2 protein-coding genes (1 of these 2 cut by a window edge) are annotated in these 17,773 nt (G+C 74.8%); both read left to right on the top strand.

Annotated features, from left to right (window positions below; translation table 11 throughout):
* Positions 1–7,388: the 3' portion of an SDR family NAD(P)-dependent oxidoreductase gene (locus GVN67_RS03135; RefSeq protein WP_159992814.1), read on the top strand. Its footprint begins 1,585 nt before the window's first position; only the last 7,388 of its 8,973 coding nucleotides appear in the window; the start codon falls outside the window, past its left edge; its stop codon occupies positions 7,386–7,388.
* On the top strand, positions 7,385–17,773 hold a 10,389-nt coding region (locus GVN67_RS03140; RefSeq protein WP_159992815.1), incomplete at its 3' end, for an SDR family NAD(P)-dependent oxidoreductase. The genes GVN67_RS03135 and GVN67_RS03140, both read left to right, overlap by 4 nt.

The following is a 17,773-nucleotide window of genomic DNA, read 5'->3' on the forward strand; positions in this document are numbered from 1 at the left end:
TCGCCGAGCGCCGCCGCCGCGTGCCACTGCCCTCCTATCCTTTCGCGCCGGAACGCCATTGGCTCTCGGCGCCGACGACCGCCGCGCCGGTCGCCGCCGGGGCCTCGGTGCTGGAGGAGTTGCGCGCCTATTTCGCCGCCGCCTTGCAGGAGGCGCCGGAAAAGCTGGATCCCGATGCCGGCTGGGACCGCTTCGGCATCGATTCCCTGCTGGTCGGCACGCTGACCGCCGGTCTTCGGCAAAAATATCCGTCGCTGCGCAGCACGGCGCTGTTCGAGCATGGCTCGCTGCGCAAGCTGGCCGCGCATCTGGCGGGGCTGCAGCCCACGCCCGCCGCGGCCGTCGTCGACAAGGACGACCCGCGCATCGCGGTCATCGGCCTGTCGGTGCGGCTGCCCGGGGCGCCCGACCTCGACGCCTTCTGGGACCTGCTGCGCGAGGGCCGCAGCGGGATTTCAGAAATCCCTGCGGAGCGCTGGAACTGGCGCGACAACACGGACAAAAAAACGTCGCGCTGGGGCGGCTTCATCGCGGATGTCGACCGCTTCGACCCGCTGCTCTTCGGCATCGCCCCGCGCGAGGCGCGGATGATCGACCCGCAGGCCCGGCTGGTGCTGCAGGCCGCCTGGCACGCGCTGGAGGATGCCGGCCATCACCGCGCCAGCCTGAAGGCCTCGGCCCAGGGCCGCGATGTCGGCGTCTTCATGGGCGTGATGAACATGCCCTGGCGCCTGCTCGGCCTGGCCGCCGCCGAGGCCGGCATGGTGGTGCAGGGCAACCACTGGTCGGTCGCCAACCGCGTCAGCCATGCCTTCGATTTCGGCGGTCCGAGCCTGGCGGTCGACACCGGCTGCTCGGCCAGCCTGACGGCGCTGCATCTCGCCTGCGACAGCCTGCGCCGCGGCGAATGCGGCGTGGCCCTGGCCGGCGGCGTCAACTTGGTGCTGCATCCGGTGCAGCCGCTGGAGCTGGCGCGCACCGGCGTGCTGGCCTCGGGCCCCGACTGCCATGTCTTCGGCGCCGCCGCCGACGGCTTTGTGCAAGGCGAGGGCGTCGGCGTCGCGGTGCTGAAGCCGCTGGCGGCGGCGCTGCGCGACGGGGACGCCATCCATGGCGTCATCCTGGGCTCGGCGGTCAATGCCGGGGGCAGGACGGCCGGCTACACCGTGCCCAATCCACGCGCCCAGGCGGCCGTGGTGGCGCGCGCCATCGCCAACGCCGGCGTCCCGGCCGACAGCATTTCCTATGTCGAATGCCATGGCACGGCGACGGCGCTGGGCGATCCGGTGGAGATCGCCGGCCTCGCCGACGGGCTGCGCGCCGCCGGGCGATCGACCGAAACCCTGCTGCTGGGCTCGGCCAAGTCCAATATCGGCCATCTGGAATCGGCGGCCGGCATCGCCGGGCTGACGAAGCTGCTGCTGCAGCTGCGGCATGGCCAGGTGGCGCCCTCGCTGCATGCGCATCCGGCCAATCCGGCGATCGATTTCGCCGGCGGCGGCTTCGCGGTGGCGCAGGCGCTGCAGCCCTGGCGCAGCGCGGGGCCGCGCCGCGGCGGCGTCAGCAGCTTCGGCGCCGGCGGGGCGAACGCCCATCTGCTGGCCGAGGAAGCGCCACCCGCCACGACCACCACACCGGCCGCCGGGCCTTTCCTGGTGGTGCTCTCGGCCCGCACCGCCGAGGCGCTGCGCGGCATCGTGGTATCGCTGGCCGCTTTCCTGGAGCGCGAGGCGCCGCCGCTGGCCGACCTCGCCTGGACGCTGGCCATGGGGCGGGAGGCGCTGGAACACCGCCTCGCCATTCCGGCGACCGATCTTGCTGCGCTGACGGCCGCGCTGCGCGGCTTCCTCGCGTCGTCGTCGCGGAACTACCTGGCCGGCACGGCGGGTTTCGCCAACGAAGACACGCTGGAAACTCCCGATCTCGCCGCGCTCGCTCGCCACTGGATCGCCGGCGGCCGCGTCGACTGGGCGCGGATCTTCGCCGGCCAGCACCGGCAGCGGCTGCGCCTGCCGCGCTATCCCTTCGCCCGCGAGCGCTGCTGGCTGCCCGAGGCGCCGCCGCGCGTGCAGGCAACGACGAGCCTGCTCGGCCCCGCCATCCCCACGCTGTCGGCCGAGGCGCGCTGGCGCATCGACCTGACGGAAGACAATCCGCTGCTCGGCCAGCATCGCGTCGGCGGCCGCGCCATCCTGCCCGGGGTCGGCACCCTGCCGCTGGTCGCCGCCGCGCTGCGCCAGCTTGGCCGCGACACGGGCGCGCTCTATCTGCGCGACCTCGCCTGGCTGGCCCCCGCCGCCGCCGAAGCCGGGCGCCTGCGGGCCGAGCTCGCCCTGCGCCCGGAACCCGGCGGGCTGGGCTTCGCGCTGGAGGCCGAGGGCCGCATCCTGTCGCGCGGCCGCGTCGTCGAGCACAGCGACCTGGCCAATGACGCGCCCCTCGTTGTCGAGCACGGCGACACCCTCGACGGCACGGCGGTCTATGCCCGGCTGGCGGCGCTCGGCCTCGACTACGGCCCTGCCTTCCGCGCCATCGTTTCTCTGTCTATGGGCGAAGACACGGTTCGTGGCGTCCTGGCGTCGCAAGAAGATATCCCCGGCAGCGAGCTCCAGGCCGGCATGCTGGATGCCGTGCTGCAAAGCGCCGCCATGCTGGTCTTCCGCCATGCCGAGGCGCGCCGCCTGCTGCCTTTGGCGCTGGAGGCCGTGGATATCCTCGGCCCCCTGCCCCGCCGCGGCATCGTCGAGGCCCGCCGCCTGACCCCCGCGACCCAGCGCGACGCCGCCGTCTTCGACGCCCTGCTGCGCGACGAGGCCGGGCGCGTCGTGCTGCGCCTGCGCGGCCTGGCCGGGCGCATCGACCGCACGACCCCGGCCGTCGAGGCAGACCCGCCGCTCGGCGACTGGCTGCTGACCCCGGGCTGGATCGCCGCCCCCGCCACCGGGGCGCCGCTGCTGGGCGCCACCCCGCCGCGCATCCTGGCGGCGACGCCGGAAGCCGTGGCCGCCCTGCCCGGCGCCGCGCTGACCGCAACCTGGAATGCGCCCTCCCCGGAAACGCCCCTGGTCCTGGCCCTGGCCGAGGCGCCCGAGACCCCGCGCGCTTTGTTCCGCCTGCTGCAGGCGATGCGCCGGGCCGGTGGGGCGCGTCGCCTGCTGCTGCTGGCCCTGGCCGGCCCTGAGGCCACCCCCACCCCCTGGTGCGCCGCCGCCTTTGGGCTGTTGCGCACCGCGGCGCGGGAATGGCCGGACTGGCAGCTGGGCACCGCTTGGCTTGCCGACTGGCACGACGCCCCAGCCACCCTGGCCGAGCCCGGCGACGCGCTGTCCCGCGACATCCTGTGGCGCGACGGCGTCCGGCAGGCGCGGGCGCTGCAGCCGCGTCCCTTCCCGGCCACCGGCGCAGCCCCCTGGCCGCGCGGCGGCCATGCGGTGATCCTGGGCGGCGCCGGCGGCATCGGCCGCGCCCTGGCGCAGCGCCTGGCGCAACGTCATGGCATGCGGCTGTCGCTGATCGGCCGCCGCCCGGCCGACCACCCCGCGATCGCCGAAGCACTGGCCACGCTGCGCCAGGCTGGCGCCGAAGCGCGCTACCACCAGGCCGATGCCGCTGCCCCCGGCGCGCTGGCCGCCGCCATCCACACGGCGCGCGCCGAATTCGGCCCGGTGCAGGTGGCGATCCATTCGGCCATCGACATGCGCGACGCCAGCCTGGAGCGCATGGCGCCGGAGGACTTCGAGGCGGCGCTGGCGGTCAAGGCCGAGGGCAGCCTGGCGCTGGCCGCCGCCGTCGCGGAGGATCCGCTGGAACAATTCCTGCTGTTCTCCTCGGTCAATGCCTTTGCCGCCAATGCCGGCCAGGCGAATTACGTCGCCGGCTGCGCCTTCAAGGATGCGCTGGGGCTGCGGCTGGCCGCCGCCGGCCGCCCCGCCCGGGTGATCAACTGGGGCTTCTGGGGGGAGGTCGGCCGCGTCGCCGATGCCGCCACCGCCGCCCGCCTGGCGCGGCGCGGCGTCGAGCCCATCGCCACCGCCGAAGGCCTGGCCGCGCTCGACGCCATTCTGTCCGTGACCGGCCCGGTGCAGGTCGCCGTGCTGAAGGGCGAGGCGCGGCTGCGCGACGCGCTGGGCGTCGCCGCGCCCGACAGCCTGCAGGCGCGGATGCAGGCGCATCTGGCCAGCGAGGCCGCGGGCATGGCCGGCGCCTGGGACGAATATGCGGCGCTGGAGGCCCTGTCGCGGCGCCGGCTGCTGGCCTGGTGGAACGGGCTCGGCCTGCTGCCGGCGGGGGCGCGGCGCGACAGCGCGGCGGTCGAGCAGGCGCTTGGCCTGGTCGCACGGCACCAGCGGCTTTTCGCCGCGCTCATCGCCCTGCTGGCGGCCGAGGGCGCGCTGTCGGTCGAGGGTGCGACACTGCTCGGCCACCACGCCGATCCCGGCGATATCGAAGCCGATCTCGACGGTTTCGCTGCAAGGCTGCCGGCCTTCGCCCCGCATGTCGCCCTGCTGCGCGCCTGTGCGGGCGCCTATACCGCGGTGCTGCGCGGCGAGCGGCTGGCGACCGAGGTGATGTTTCCCGAGAGCAGCCTGGCGTTGGTCGAAGGCATCTATCGCGGCAACCGCATGACCGATTATTGCAACCGCCTGGTCGCCGCGGTGGTGCGCGATGTCGCCTCGGGCGGCGGCGCCCGCATCCTGGAGGTCGGCGCCGGCACCGGCGGCACCAGCCGCACCCTGCTGCCGCTGCTCGACGATCTTGCTGTCGCCGACTATGTCTACACCGATGTCAGCCTGGCCTTCGCGCAATTCGGCCGGCGCGAATTCGGCGTGACGCGGCCCTGGCTTTCCGCCCGCGCGCTGGACATCAGCCGCGACCCGCTGGCCCAGGGGCTGGCGGCGGCCAGCTGCGACGCGGTGCTGGGCGCCAATGTGGTGCATGCGACGCCCGAGCTGGTGCGCTCGCTCAGCCATGCGCGCAGCCTGCTGAAGCCTGGCGGCGTGCTGGTGCTCTACGAGATGACGGCGATCCATGATTTCGGCACGCTGACCTTCGGCCTGCTGGATGGCTGGTGGAAATCGGAAGACCCCCGCCTGCCGCATGCGCCGCTGCTCGACGCCGCCGGCTGGCGCCAGCGCCTGGCCGCCGCCGGCTTCGCGGACGTCTTCCTGCTGAGCGAGCCGGGCCTGGCCGACGAGGCCAGCTTCCGCCACAGCGTCATCGTCGCCCGCAACCCGCTGCCCGTCGTGGCGCCGCCGCGCGTAGCCACCCCGATGCGCGACCGTCTGCGCCGCCGTGCCGCCGAGCCCGCGACGCCGCCGGCGCAGGACCTGGCGCCGCTGGTCGCCGCCATCCGCGACGTGACCTTGCAGGTGCTGGAACTGCGTGCGGAAGAGCTGCGCGACGACCGCAGCTTCGCCGATTACGGCGCCGATTCCATCCTGGGCGTCGCGTTGGTCGAGGCGCTGGGCCAGCGGCTGGGCGTGGCGCTCAGCCCGACGGTGCTGTTCAGCCACCAGAGTGTCGACAAGCTGGCGCGCCACCTCGCCGCCCGCCATGGCGCCGCGCTCACCCTGACCGCGCCGGCGCCCGCCGCCGCGCCGGTGCAAAAGCCCGACGACCGCATCGCCATCATCGGCATGGCCGGCCGCTTCCCCGGCGCCGAGAATGTCGAGGAATTCTGGAAGAACATGCTGGGTGGCGTCGACAGCGTCGGGCCGGTGCCCATGGCGCGCTGGGACCATGCCGCCATCTTCGACCGGCGCCCGCAGCAGCCCGGCCGCAGCAATTGCGACAGCGGCGGCTTCCTGTCGGATATCGAGAGCTTCGATCCGCTCTTCTTCGGCCTGTCACCCGCCGAGGCCATCGCCACCGATCCGCAACAGCGGCTGTTCCTGGAAACCGCCTGGCAGGCGCTGGAACATGCGGCTTATGGCCCGCCGTCGCTCGCCGGGTTGCGCTGTGGCGTCTTCGCCGGCAATGTCGCAGGCGATTATGGCGAGCGGCTGCTACAGGCCGGCCAGGGGTCGGATGCGCGCAGCTTCACCGGCAATGCGGCCTCGATGCTGGCGGCGCGCATCGCCTATCGGCTGGACCTGCACGGGCCCTGCCTGTCGGTCGACACCGCCTGCTCCTCCTCGCTGGTGGCGGTGCATCTGGCGGCGGAAAGCCTGAAGCGCGGCGAATGCGACCTGGCGCTCGCCGGGGGCGTCGCGCTGATGACCACGTCAGCCTTCCACATCGCGGCCTCGCAAGCCGGCATGCTGGCGCCGGGCGGGCGCTGCCGCACGCTGGATGCCGCCGCCGACGGCTTCGTCCCCGCCGAGGCCGTGGCCTGCCTGGTGCTGAAGCGCCTGGCCGATGCCGAGCGCGACGGCGACACCATCCAGGGCGTCATCCTGGGCTCCGGCATGAACCAGGACGGCGCCAGCAACGGCATCACCGCGCCGAACGGCACGGCGCAGGCCGCGCTGCTGCGCCAGGTCTGGCGCGCCGCCGGCATCTCTCCTGGCGACCTCGGCTATGTCGAGCTGCATGGCACCGGCACCCGGCTGGGCGATCCGGTGGAAATCCAGGCGCTGCGCGAGGCCTTTTCCGACACCGCCGTGCCGCCCGGGCATTGCGCCATCGGCTCGGCCAAGGCGCAGCTGGGCCATACGCTGGCGGCGGCCGGCGTCGTCGGGCTGCTGCGCGCCATGCTTGCCTTGCGCGACCGCCGCATCCCGCCAGCGGTGAATTTTTCGGCGCCCAATCCGCTGCTCGGGCTGGATGACGCGGCTCCCTTCCGCGTGCCGCGCCAGGCGGAAAGCTGGCCGGCGGATCGTCGTTGCGCCGCGGTTTCCGCCTTCGGCTTCAGCGGCACCAATGCGCATGTCGTGCTGGCCGCGCCGCCGGCCGCGACCGCGCCGGTGGCGACACCACGCGGCGGCCATCTGGCGGTGCTCTCGGCCGAGACGGCAGTGGCGCTGCAGCAGCGACGCGACGCGCTCGCCGCCTGGCTGCACGCCCATCCCGAGGCGGCGTTGAACGACATCTGTGCCAGCCTGGCGCTGGGCCGGGCGCATCACCGCACGCCGCATCGCCTGGCCTTCGCCGTCTCCGATCGCGCCGCGCTGCGGCAGGCGCTGGACGGCGCCGAGGATGCCGGCGCGCCGGCGGCGCTGCAGTCCCTGGCGACGATCTATCGCAGTGGCGACGACCCCGACTGGGTGGCGCTGCATCCGCCCGGCAGCTTCCGCCGGCTGTCCTTGCCGCCCTATCCCTTCGCCCGCCGCCGCTGCTGGCCCGACACGCCGCCACCACCCGCCGTCGTCGTCGCGCCAGCCGACAGAAATATCTTCGCCGCGGTGATGGCGGAGCTGGACTCCGAGACCGGCGGAGGCGGCGCATGAGCCCGAAGCTGCCCGACCCGGCGCCCTTGCTCGACCGCTATGCGGCGGCGCTGCTCGATGCCCTGCCGGCGCGCCCCCCGGCGGCGCCGCGCCATGCCCGGCTGGCGGCGGCGATGGCGGCGCAGCGCGAGGTGCTCGGCCCGGTCGGCGATGCCGCCGCCGAGCGGGCCGCGCTGCTCGCCGCCGCCCCGGGCCTGGCGCCGCATCTGGCGCTGCTGGAACGCTGCGTCGCCGGCCTGGCCGATATCCTGGCCGATCGCCGCCCCGCCACCGAGCTGCTTTTCCCCGCGGGCAGCAGCGCCCTGGTCGAGCCACTGTATCGTGGCAATCCCTGGTCCGACCGGTTCAACGCGCTGCTGGCCCGCGCGGTGCAGCGCGCCGCGACATCGCAGCCCATGACAAGGATTGTCGAGATCGGCGCCGGCACCGGCGGCGCCTCGGCGGGCGTGCTGGCGGCGCTGGACGGCATCGACCCGGCGCGGATTTCCTACCTCTATACCGATGTCTCGCCGGGCTTCCTGCAGCATGGGCGGCGGCATTTCGCGGCCGGCCGGCCCTGGCTCGACTTCCGCCGGCTGGACCTGGAGGCCGACCCCGCCGCGCAAGGCTTCGCGGAGAGCGGCTTCGACATCGTCATCGCCTCCAACGTCGTGCATGCGACGCGGCGCATCGGCGACAGCCTGGCGCGGCTGCGCGGGCTGCTGCGCCCCGGCGGGCTGCTGCTGCTGAACGAGCTGACGCGGACCGGGCTGTTCTCCAGCCTGACCTTCGGCTTGCTGGATGGCTGGTGGCGCTTCGACGACGCGGCCGAGCGCGATCCCGGCGGCCCGCTGCTGTCGCTGCCGCGCTGGCGCGCTGCCCTGTCCCGTGCCGGCTTCGCCGATCCCGGCGCCGTCGGCCTCGGCGCCGATCCCGACGCTTCCTTCCAGTGCCTGATCGTCGCCGAGGCGACAGGCGTCGCGCTGGCGCCCGCCGCCGACGGGCCGGTCCAGGTCGAGGCCGTGCTGAGCGCCGAGCTCGGCCGCGCCCTGGCTCTCGCCCCCGAGGAGATCGAGCGCCAAAGGCCTTTCGCCGAGCTCGGCGTCGATTCCATCGTGGCGCCGCAGCTGGTGGCGGCGGCCAACGCCGCGCTGGGCTGCAGCCTGGTGCCGGCCGATCTTTTCACCCATGCGACGCTGGCCGATCTGGCACGGCACATCGCCACCAGCACGGCGCGCGACACAACGCCGCCGCCTGCGCCGGCTGTCGAGGCGCGCGACATCGCGGTGATCGGCCTGGCCTGCCGCTTCCCTGATGCGCCGGATGCCGAAGCCTTCTGGCAGCTGCTGCAGCAAGGCCGCTGCGCCGTGCGCGAGGTGCCGCCGGAGCGCTTCGCCTGGCAGCCGAAGCAAGGCTCCCCCCGCCAGAAGGCGTTCGGCGCTTTCCTCGAGGACCACGACGCCTTCGACCCGGAAGTCTTCCGCCTGAACTGGCGGGAGGCGGCGGCGATGAGCCCCCAGCAACGAGTATTCCTCGAAACCGCCTGGCACGCGCTGGAGGATGCCGGGCATGGCGGCCGCGCCCTGGCCGGGCGCAGCTGCGGCGTCTTCGTCGGCGCCACGCATCGCGAGCACGCCTCCGACGCCGAGGGCGACAGCCTGGCCGCGCTGGGTAATTCCATGGCGATCCTGCCGGCGCGGCTTTCTTACCTGCTGAACCTGCGCGGGCCGAGCCTGCCGGTGGACACCGCCTGCTCCTCCTCGCTGATCGCCGTGCACCTGGCCTGCCAGAGCCTGCTGTCGGGCGAATGCGAGATGGCCTTGGCCGGCGGCGTCTCGGTGCTGCTGACCGATCCGCGGCTGCACCGCTTCCTCGACGATGCCGGCATGGCCTCCCCCAGCGGCGCCTGCCACGCTTTCGACGCCGCCGCCGACGGCTTCGTCCCCGGCGAGGGCGCCGGCATGGTGGTGCTGAAGCCGCTGGCGCGCGCCCTGGCCGAGGGCGACCGCGTGCTCGGCGTCATCCGCGCCAGCGGCAGCAACCAGGATGGCCGCAGCAGCGGCATCACCGCGCCCTCGGGCGCGGCGCAGACAGCGCTGGAGCTGGCGGTGTGGCAGCGCGCCGGCATCGACCCCGCCAGCATCGGCCTGGTCGAGGCGCATGGCACGGGAACGAAGCTCGGCGACCCGATCGAGCTGCGCGCGCTGCGCGACGCTTTTTCCCAATCCGGCGCGACCGCGACGGGCACGACGCCGATCGGCTCGGTGAAGACCAATATCGGCCATACCCTGGCCGCCGCCGGCATCGCCTCGCTGATCAAGGTGCTGCTGGCGTTCCGCCATGCCACCATTCCGCCCAGCCTGTTTTTCGAAGCTGCCAATCCGCAGCTGGATCTCGCGGCATCGCCCTTCCGCGTGCCGGTGGCGCCGGAACCTTTTCGGGCGCGGGCCGGGGCGCCGCTGCGCGCCACCGTCTCCTCCTTCGGCTTCAGCGGCACCAATGCGCATCTGGTGATCGACGCGCCGCCGGCGCTGGCGACACCCGCGCTCGAGGCGCCGCGGCCCTACGCCTTCCTGCTCTCCGCCCGCACGCCGGAAGCGCTCGCAGACATTCGCGCCGGGCTGCGCAGCTGGATCGCTGGCAATCCCGCGGCGTCGGTGCGCGACCTGGCCTTCACCCTGGCCGCCGGGCGCGCGCATTTCGAATGGCGCCAGGCGGTGGTGGCCCGCGATCTTGCCGGCTTCGACGCCGCGCTGGCGACGGCGGCGCCCGGCATCGAGGCCAGCGCCCCCGCCGCCTGCGCCGCCGCCGAGGCCGCGCTCGCCGCGGTCGATGCCAGCTGCTCCGTGGAAGAGCTGGCCGCGCTCTATCACCGCGGCGCCGATGGCGACTGGGCGCGGTTCTTCGCGGGCAACCCTCCGCCGCGCCGGCTGGGCCTGCCGCGCTATCCCTTCGAGCGGCAGCGTTTTGCCGCGCAGCGGCCGAAGGGGCCTTTCGCTATCCCGCTGTCGCCGCAAGGCTTCCCGGCCGCCGAGCATCGCTTCCAGGGCCGTCCGCTGCTGCCTGCCGCGGCGCAGCTCGAGGCCGCCTTCGCCGCCGCCGAAAGCGCTGGCCTGCTGCGGCTGCCCTGCGCCCTGACCGGGCTGCGCTTCGCCGCTCCGCTTTTCGCCGATGCCGGCATCGCCGCCGCGCTGCATCTGCAGGACGGCGCCAGCTTCGCCCTGCGCGAGACGAACGGCGACAGGATTTTCTGCAGCGGCCGTCTGGAAAGCGGCACCCCGCTGCGCGCCGACGAAAGCCCCGGCAGCATCGCGGCGCGGCTGGGTCCGCCGCAGGATGTGGCGGCGCTCTATGCCCGTTTCGCCGAGCTCGGCTTCGACTATGGCCCCGGCCTGCGCGCCATCACCGCGCTGCAGGCGGGCGCCGAGGAAGTGCTGGCGCGGCTGCAGGTGCCCGCCGCCGCGCCGGCCGGGTCGTGGCGGCTGCATCCGGCGCTGCTGGATGGCGCGCTGCAGGCGGCGATCGGGCTTGCCGCCGGTAGCACGCTGCCAGCGGCGGTGCTGCCGGCAGGCCTCGGCGCGCTGCGGCTGCAGCAGCCGCTGCAGGGCGGCTGCTGGGCGCATCTGCGCCGCCGTCCCGGCGCGCCGGGCGAGGAGGGGCTGCAGCGCTTCGACATCGCGCTGATGGCCGAGGACGGCGCACCGCTGGCGCAGTTCGAGGATTTTGCCGTCCGCCTGCAGCCGCGCGCCGCCGCCCCGGTGCATCTGGCGGCGCCGCGGCCGCGCGCCGTCACCGCCAGCGCCGCCACCTCGCCGGACTGGATCATCAGCGGCGACGACAGCTGGTGGCGGGCGCTGGGGCAGCGGCCGCTGTTGATCCCATCCGCCGAGGGCATCACGCAACGCCTGCAAGAAAGCCCGGCGCCGCGCCGCATCTGGCATGACGGCGCGCTCGGCTTCGACAGCCTGCTGCGGCTGGCGCGGGTTTTCCTCGATCGCGCGACCGGCGAGGCGGTCGAGATCCTGCATCTGCATGACGGCGCCGCCGAGGGCGCCATGGCGCGCGGCCTGGGCGCGGCGCTGGCGCGGGAAAGTGCGGCGCTCCGCCTCGGCGACCTGGCGCTGCCGCCAGCGATGCCGGTGGCCGATCTTGTCGCCGCTGGCCTCGTCGCGCCGCCTCGGCCAGGGATGGTGCTGGCCGCCGATGGCCGCATCACCGAACCACACTTCGCGATCATCGAGACGCCGACGACAGGGAACCCTCTGGTCGAGGGCGGCTTCTACGTCATCAGCGGCGGCCTCGGCGGCGTGGGAACAATCCTGGCGCGGCATCTGATCGGGCGCTGGCAGGCGAAGCTGCTGCTGCTCGGTCGTGGCGCGCTGGATGCGCCGCGCCGCGCCGCGCTGTCGGCCATCACCGCGGCGCGCGGCGCAGGCCAGGGCGAGGCCATCTATATCGCCGCCGATATCGCCGAGGCCTCGGCGCTCGACCAGGCGCTGGAGGCCGGGCGGCGCCGCTTCGGCCCGCTGCGCGGCGTCATCCATGCCGCCGGGCTGCAGCGCGACGGGCTGCTGCGGCGCAAGGCTGACACCGACATCGCCGCCGTGCTCGGCGCCAAGCGCGACGGCGCCTTGGCGCTGGATGCGGCGACGCGCGGCGATCCGCTCGACTTCTTCGCGATGTTCTCGTCGCTGGCAGGGGTTTTCGGCGCGACGGGGCAGGCCGACTACGCGGCGGCCAATGCCTTCCTCGACCGCTTCGCCATGACGCGGCAGGGGCCGGGCCGTAGCCTGTCGATCGGCTGGCCCTATTGGGCGGAAGGCGGCATGCAGGTGGCGCCCGAGGCGCTGGCGGCGCGGGTCGCCGCCACCGGCATCGCGGCGCTGGACAATGCGGCGGGGATCGCCGCCTTCGAGACGGCGCTCGGCCTCGGCCAGCCGCATCTGCTGGTGCTGCCCGGGGAACGTGCGGCCATCACGCGCTTCCTCGACGGCACCGCGCCGGCGCCCGTCCCCGCGCGCGGCGAGGATGCGCTGTCGCTGGTGACCAGGCTCTTCGCCGAGGCCACCGGCATGCCGGCCGAGCGGCTGCGCGCCGACCGCCCCTTCGATGCCTATGGCGTCGACAGCATCCTGGTCACCAAGCTGACCGCGCGGCTGGAACAGGCGCTGGGCGCCTCCCTGCCGCCGACGCTGCTCTTCGACCACCGGGATCTCGCCAGCCTGGCCGGCGCCATCGCCGGGCTGCAGGGCGCGCAGCCGGCCCCCGCCGTCGCGCCGGAAGCGCCACCACCGGAAGCGCCGCAGGGCATCGCCATCATCGGCATGGCCGGCCGCTTCCCCGATGCCGACAGTCCCGAAGAACTGTGGCGCCATCTGCTGGACGGGCATGACCCGATCCGCGCCGTGCCCGCCGATCGCGCCCGCGGCGACTGGGGACTCGGCCGCGGCGGGTTTCTGTCGGAAGTCGACCGCTTCGACCCGCTGTTCTTCGGCATCGCCCCCGCCGAAGCCTCGCGGATGGACCCGCAGGAACGAAAATTTTTGGAGACCTGCTGGGAAGCGCTGGAGGATTCCGGCCATAGCCGCGACAGCCTGGCCGGCCCCGCGCGGCAGGGCGGCGTCTTCGTCGGCGTCATGTATGGCGACTATGCGCTGCTCGCCGCCGAGGCTGCGGCGCGCGACGGCGCGGTCGCCGGCGCCGCGCCCTATTGGTCGGTGGCCAACCGCGTCTCCTATGCCTTCGACCTGCGCGGGCCGAGCCTGGCGGTGGACACCGCCTGCTCCGCCTCGCTCAGCGCGCTGCATCTGGCCTGCCGCGCGCTGGAGACGGGCGAATGCCGCGTCGCCATCGCCGGCGGCGTCAACCTGTCGCTGCATCCGCAGAAATTCGCCGGCCTCCAGCAAGGGAAATTCGCCGCCAGCGATGGCCGCTGCCGCAGCTTCGCCGAAGGCGGCGACGGCTATGTGCCGAGCGAGGGCGTCGGCGCCGTCATCCTCAAGCCGCTGGCCGCGGCGCTGGCCGAGGGCGACCACATCCATGGCGTGATCCGCGGCAGCGCGGTCAATCACGGCGGCCGCAGCAACGGCTTCACCGTGCCCAGCCCGGCGCGGCAGGCGGAGGTGATCGGCGCCGCGCTGGATCGCGCTGGCCTCGACCCTGCCAGCCTGTCCTTCGTCGAAGCGCATGGCACCGGCACGGCGCTGGGCGACCCGATCGAGGTGGCGGGGCTCGGCGCCGCCTTCGGCCCGGGCGTCGCGCGGCAATCGGTGGCGCTGGGCTCGCTGAAGGCCAGCCACGGCCATATGGAGGCTGCCGCCGGCATCTCCGGGCTGATCAAGCTGCTGCTGCAGCTGCGCCATCGCCGGCTGCCGCCGATGCCGGGCTATGCCGGGCCGAACCGCCGCATCGATTTCGCCACGACCCCCTTCCGGCTGCAGCGGGAGGCCGCCGACTGGACCGGACCGCGGCCATTGCGCGCCGGGCTCAGCGGCTTCGGCGCGGGGGGCGCCAATGCGCATCTGGTGCTGCAGGAAGCGCCGCCGCGCGCCGTCGCGACAGTGCCGGGCGGCACCGCGCTGATCCTGCTCTCCGCCCGCACCGAGCCGCAGCTGCGCGCCTATGCCGCCCGCCTGGCCGAGGCCCTGCCGCACAGCGCCGCGCGGCTGGCCGATATCGCCCATACGCTGCAGGCCGGGCGCGAGCCGATGCCGACCCGCCTTGCCTTCCTCGCCGATGATCTTTTCGAGGTTATCGCCGGCTTCGCGGGTTTCGCGCAGGGCGTGCTGCCGCCGCGCGGCTTTGCCGGCATGGCGGATGACGCGACGCCGCCCGCGGCCACCCTGGCCGGAGCCGCGCTGTTGGACCAGGCGCGCGCCTTCGCCGCCGGCGCCGTGCTGCAAGGCCCGCCGCAGCCCGGGCAGCGCGTGCCGCTGCCGCCGCATCCTTTCATCGGCCAGCGGCACTGGTTGCCGACGCCCGCCGCCGCGCCGCGCCTGCGCTGGACGCCGCAGGATGCGCTGGTGCGCGACCACCGCGTCGCCGGCCGGCTGCTGCTGCCGGGCGCGGCGCTGCTGGAGCTCGCCTTGGCCGCCCGCCCCGGCGCCACCGGCCTGTCCGACATCACCTGGCTGCGCAGCGCATCCGTGCCGGAGGCCGGGCTGGATCTGGCGATCGAGGCCACGCCAGACGGCTTCGTCATCACCGCCGAGGGCCAGGTGCTCGCCCGTGGCCGCTATGCCGCGGCCAGCCTGCCGCAGCCGCCCGCCGCGCCGGCCAGCCCGTCGCATCGCCTGGCGCAGGCAGAAATCTACGCCCGGCTGGCGTGGCTGGGCTTGGAATACGGCCCCAGCCTGGCGCTGGTCGCCACGGTGGAGAGCGACGGCGCGGACACGATGCGCGCCTGGCTGCGCCCCGAGGCGGCCGGGGCCAGCCTGGCCGCGCTGGTCGATGCTGGCTTCCAGGCGCTGATCGGCCTGGCGCCGGCCGGGCCCTCGCCGCTGCGCATCCCCTTCGCGCTGGAGGCGCTGGCGGTGCCCGGCACGCCCGGCGCCGCGCGACAGGTGGTTGGCCGCCGCCGCCCCGGCGCCAGCGCGGCGGAAGCGCGCTACGACCTGGTGCTGCTCGATGCCGCCGGGCAACCGGTGGTGCAGCTCGCCGGGCTGGCGACGCGCCCCGCCCGGGCGGAGAGCGGCCCGGCGCCGCGGCTGCTGCGCCCGGCCTGGCGCGCAGCCCCGGTGACGGCCATGCCGACCGACAGCGGCCGCTGCCTGGTGGTGCGCGCGCCGGGCCAGGCCGTGCCGATGGCGCTGGCCGGCCTGCCCGCCTGCGATGCGGCTACGCTGCCGGGCCAGATCCAGGCCGGCGACGCCATCCTCTGGCTGGCGCCCGGCGAGGCGGCGGATCCGGCGGCACCGGCGCTCGCCTTGCTGGCGGCGCTGCAGGCCACCCGCCAGCCGCCGCGCGGGCTGTTCGTCATCGCCGCCGGGGCGGACCGGCCGGCGCCGGCGGATGCCGCGCTGTTCGGCCTGGCCAAATGCGCCGCGCTGGAAATGCCGGCGCTGGCGGTGCGGCTGGTGCTGGCCGATGCCGCCGCCCTGGCCGCGCCCGACCTGCTGCACCGCCTGCTGGCCGAGCCCGCCTCCAGCCCGGCGCAGGAGCTCGCCTTCCGCGGCGCCGACCGCCTGGTTCGGCAGCTCGAGCCTTGCGACGACGCCGCCTCGACCGTCGCGCCCGCCGGGGAAACCTGGCTGCTGGTCGGCGGCACCGGCGGCATCGGCCGTGTCCTGGCCGACGACCTTCTGGCGCGCGATCCGACGGCGCGGGTGGCGCTGCTCGGGCGCCGCGCGCCGGGGGCGGCGCTGGCGCAGCGCATCGCCGATAGCGGCGGCCGGCTGCGGCATCTCCAGGCCGATGCCAGCGATGCGACCGCCCTGGGCGCTGCGCTCGAGACTCTTCGCGCCACCCCCGGCTGGTCGCGCATCGATATCGCCGTGCAGGCGGCGCTGGTGCTGCAGGATGGTCCATTGCTGGCCATGACGCCGGCGCAGTTCAGGGCCGGTTTCGCCCCGCGAGCGCTGGCGACGCAGGCGCTGGAGACGGCGCTGGCGGCGCAGCCCCGGCCGCCGCGGCTGGTGGTGCTGTTCTCCTCGGCCAATGCCGGGCCGGGATCGCCGGGCCAGGCGAATTACGTTGCCGGCTCCAGCTTCGCCGAGGCGCTGATGGGGCAAGGCGCGCGCCCCTGGCGGCGCCAGGTGGTGTCCTGGGGGCTGTGGGGCGAGGTCGGCGCCGTCGCCGATGCCGCGACCCAGGCGCGGATGGCGCGGCTCGGCGTGCACCCGATCCGCCCGGTCGAGGGGCTGGCGCTGTTCCACCGCATCCTGGCCGATGGCGCGCCGCATGTCGTGGCGGTCAGGGCCGAGGCCGAAGCGCTGCGCCAGCTCGGCCTCGCCGCGCCCGACCGCGCCGCCGCGCTGCTGGCGGCCGCCGAACGCGACGCCCCACCCGCCGCGCCCTTGGCTGCCGCCATCGGCGATTTCGCGCGGCTGGAGGCGTGGGGGCGGCATCGGCTGCTGGCCACGCTGCGCGGCATGGGCGGCGGGCTGGGCAGCGCCTATACGCCGGCCGGGCTGTCGCGGCGGCTGGGCATCGCGCCGCGGCAGGCGACGCTGTTCGCCGCGCTGCTCGGCCTGCTGGCGCGCGCCGGGCTGGCGCGGCAGGTGGAGGGGCTCTGGCGCTTCGCCGAGGCGCCGGTGCCGACCCCGCCGCAGGGGCCAGCGCTGCAAGGGCCGTTGCGGCTGCTGCAGGCGGTGCTCGACCGCTATCCTGCGCTGCTGCGCGGCGAGGCCGATCCGGTCGAGGTGCTGTTCCCCCAGGCCGATACCCGCCTGGTCGAGGGCGCCTATGCCGGCAATCCGGTGGCCGACCGGCTGAACCAGCTGCTAGCCTCGGCCGTGGCGGCGCATGCCGCGGCCGATCCGGCGCGGCCCTTCCGCGTTCTCGAGATCGGCGCCGGCACCGGGGCGAGCAGCGCGGTGCTGCTGCCGGCCCTGGCCGCGCTGAACCGCCCGGTTGAGTATGTTTTCACCGATGTCTCCCGGCATTTCCTGAGCCGCGCCGAGACGCGTTTTTCGGAGTTCCCCTTCCTGCGCACCGCGCTTTACGACGCCGAGCGGCCGCCCACGGCCAATGGGCAACCGGAGCAGGAATACGACGCGGTGGTGGCGACCAATGTGCTGCATGCCACGGCCAGCCTGTCGGCGACGCTGGCGGGGCTGACACGGCTGCTGCGGCCGGGCGGGCTGCTGGCGATCAACGAGGTCACCCGCGCGCAGGATTTCGCCACCCTGGTCTTCGGCCTGACCGAAGGCTGGTGGCGCGGCGCCGCCGAGCCCGGCCGGTTGCCCGGCGCGCCGCTGGCCGATGCGCCGCGCTGGCAGGCGCTGCTGCGCCAGGCCGGCTGCGCCAGCACCGCGGCCCTGACCCCCGCCGCGGCGGAAGGCGGCGCGCAAAGCCTGCTGCTGGGCCTGCTGCCGGAGACTCTCGAGGCACGCGCGGCGACGCCGACGCCGGTCGCGCCGCGCGCCGTCACCGCGGAAGCCGCGCCCGACGGGGCACCGCCGCCGAAGCTGGTCGCGCATCTGCGCGGGCTTTTTGCCGAGGTGCTGAAGGTGCCGCCGGAAGAGCTGCGGCTGCACCAGAGCTTCGACGGCATCGGCCTGGAATCGTTGAGCGCACTGGAGCTGCGCAACCGCATCGCCGCGCGCTTCCCCGAAGTGCCGGCGACGCTGCTCTTCGAGCACAACACCCTGGCCCGGCTGGCCACCCACCTGGCCGCCGCCTTCCCCGACGCCGCCGTCGATTTTCTGGATGATGCCCCGCCGGCCGCCATCCCCGCGCCCCCCAGC

The organism is Roseomonas sp. 18066, from assembly GCF_902706185.1.
GTDB lineage: Bacteria > Pseudomonadota > Alphaproteobacteria > Acetobacterales > Acetobacteraceae > Pseudoroseomonas.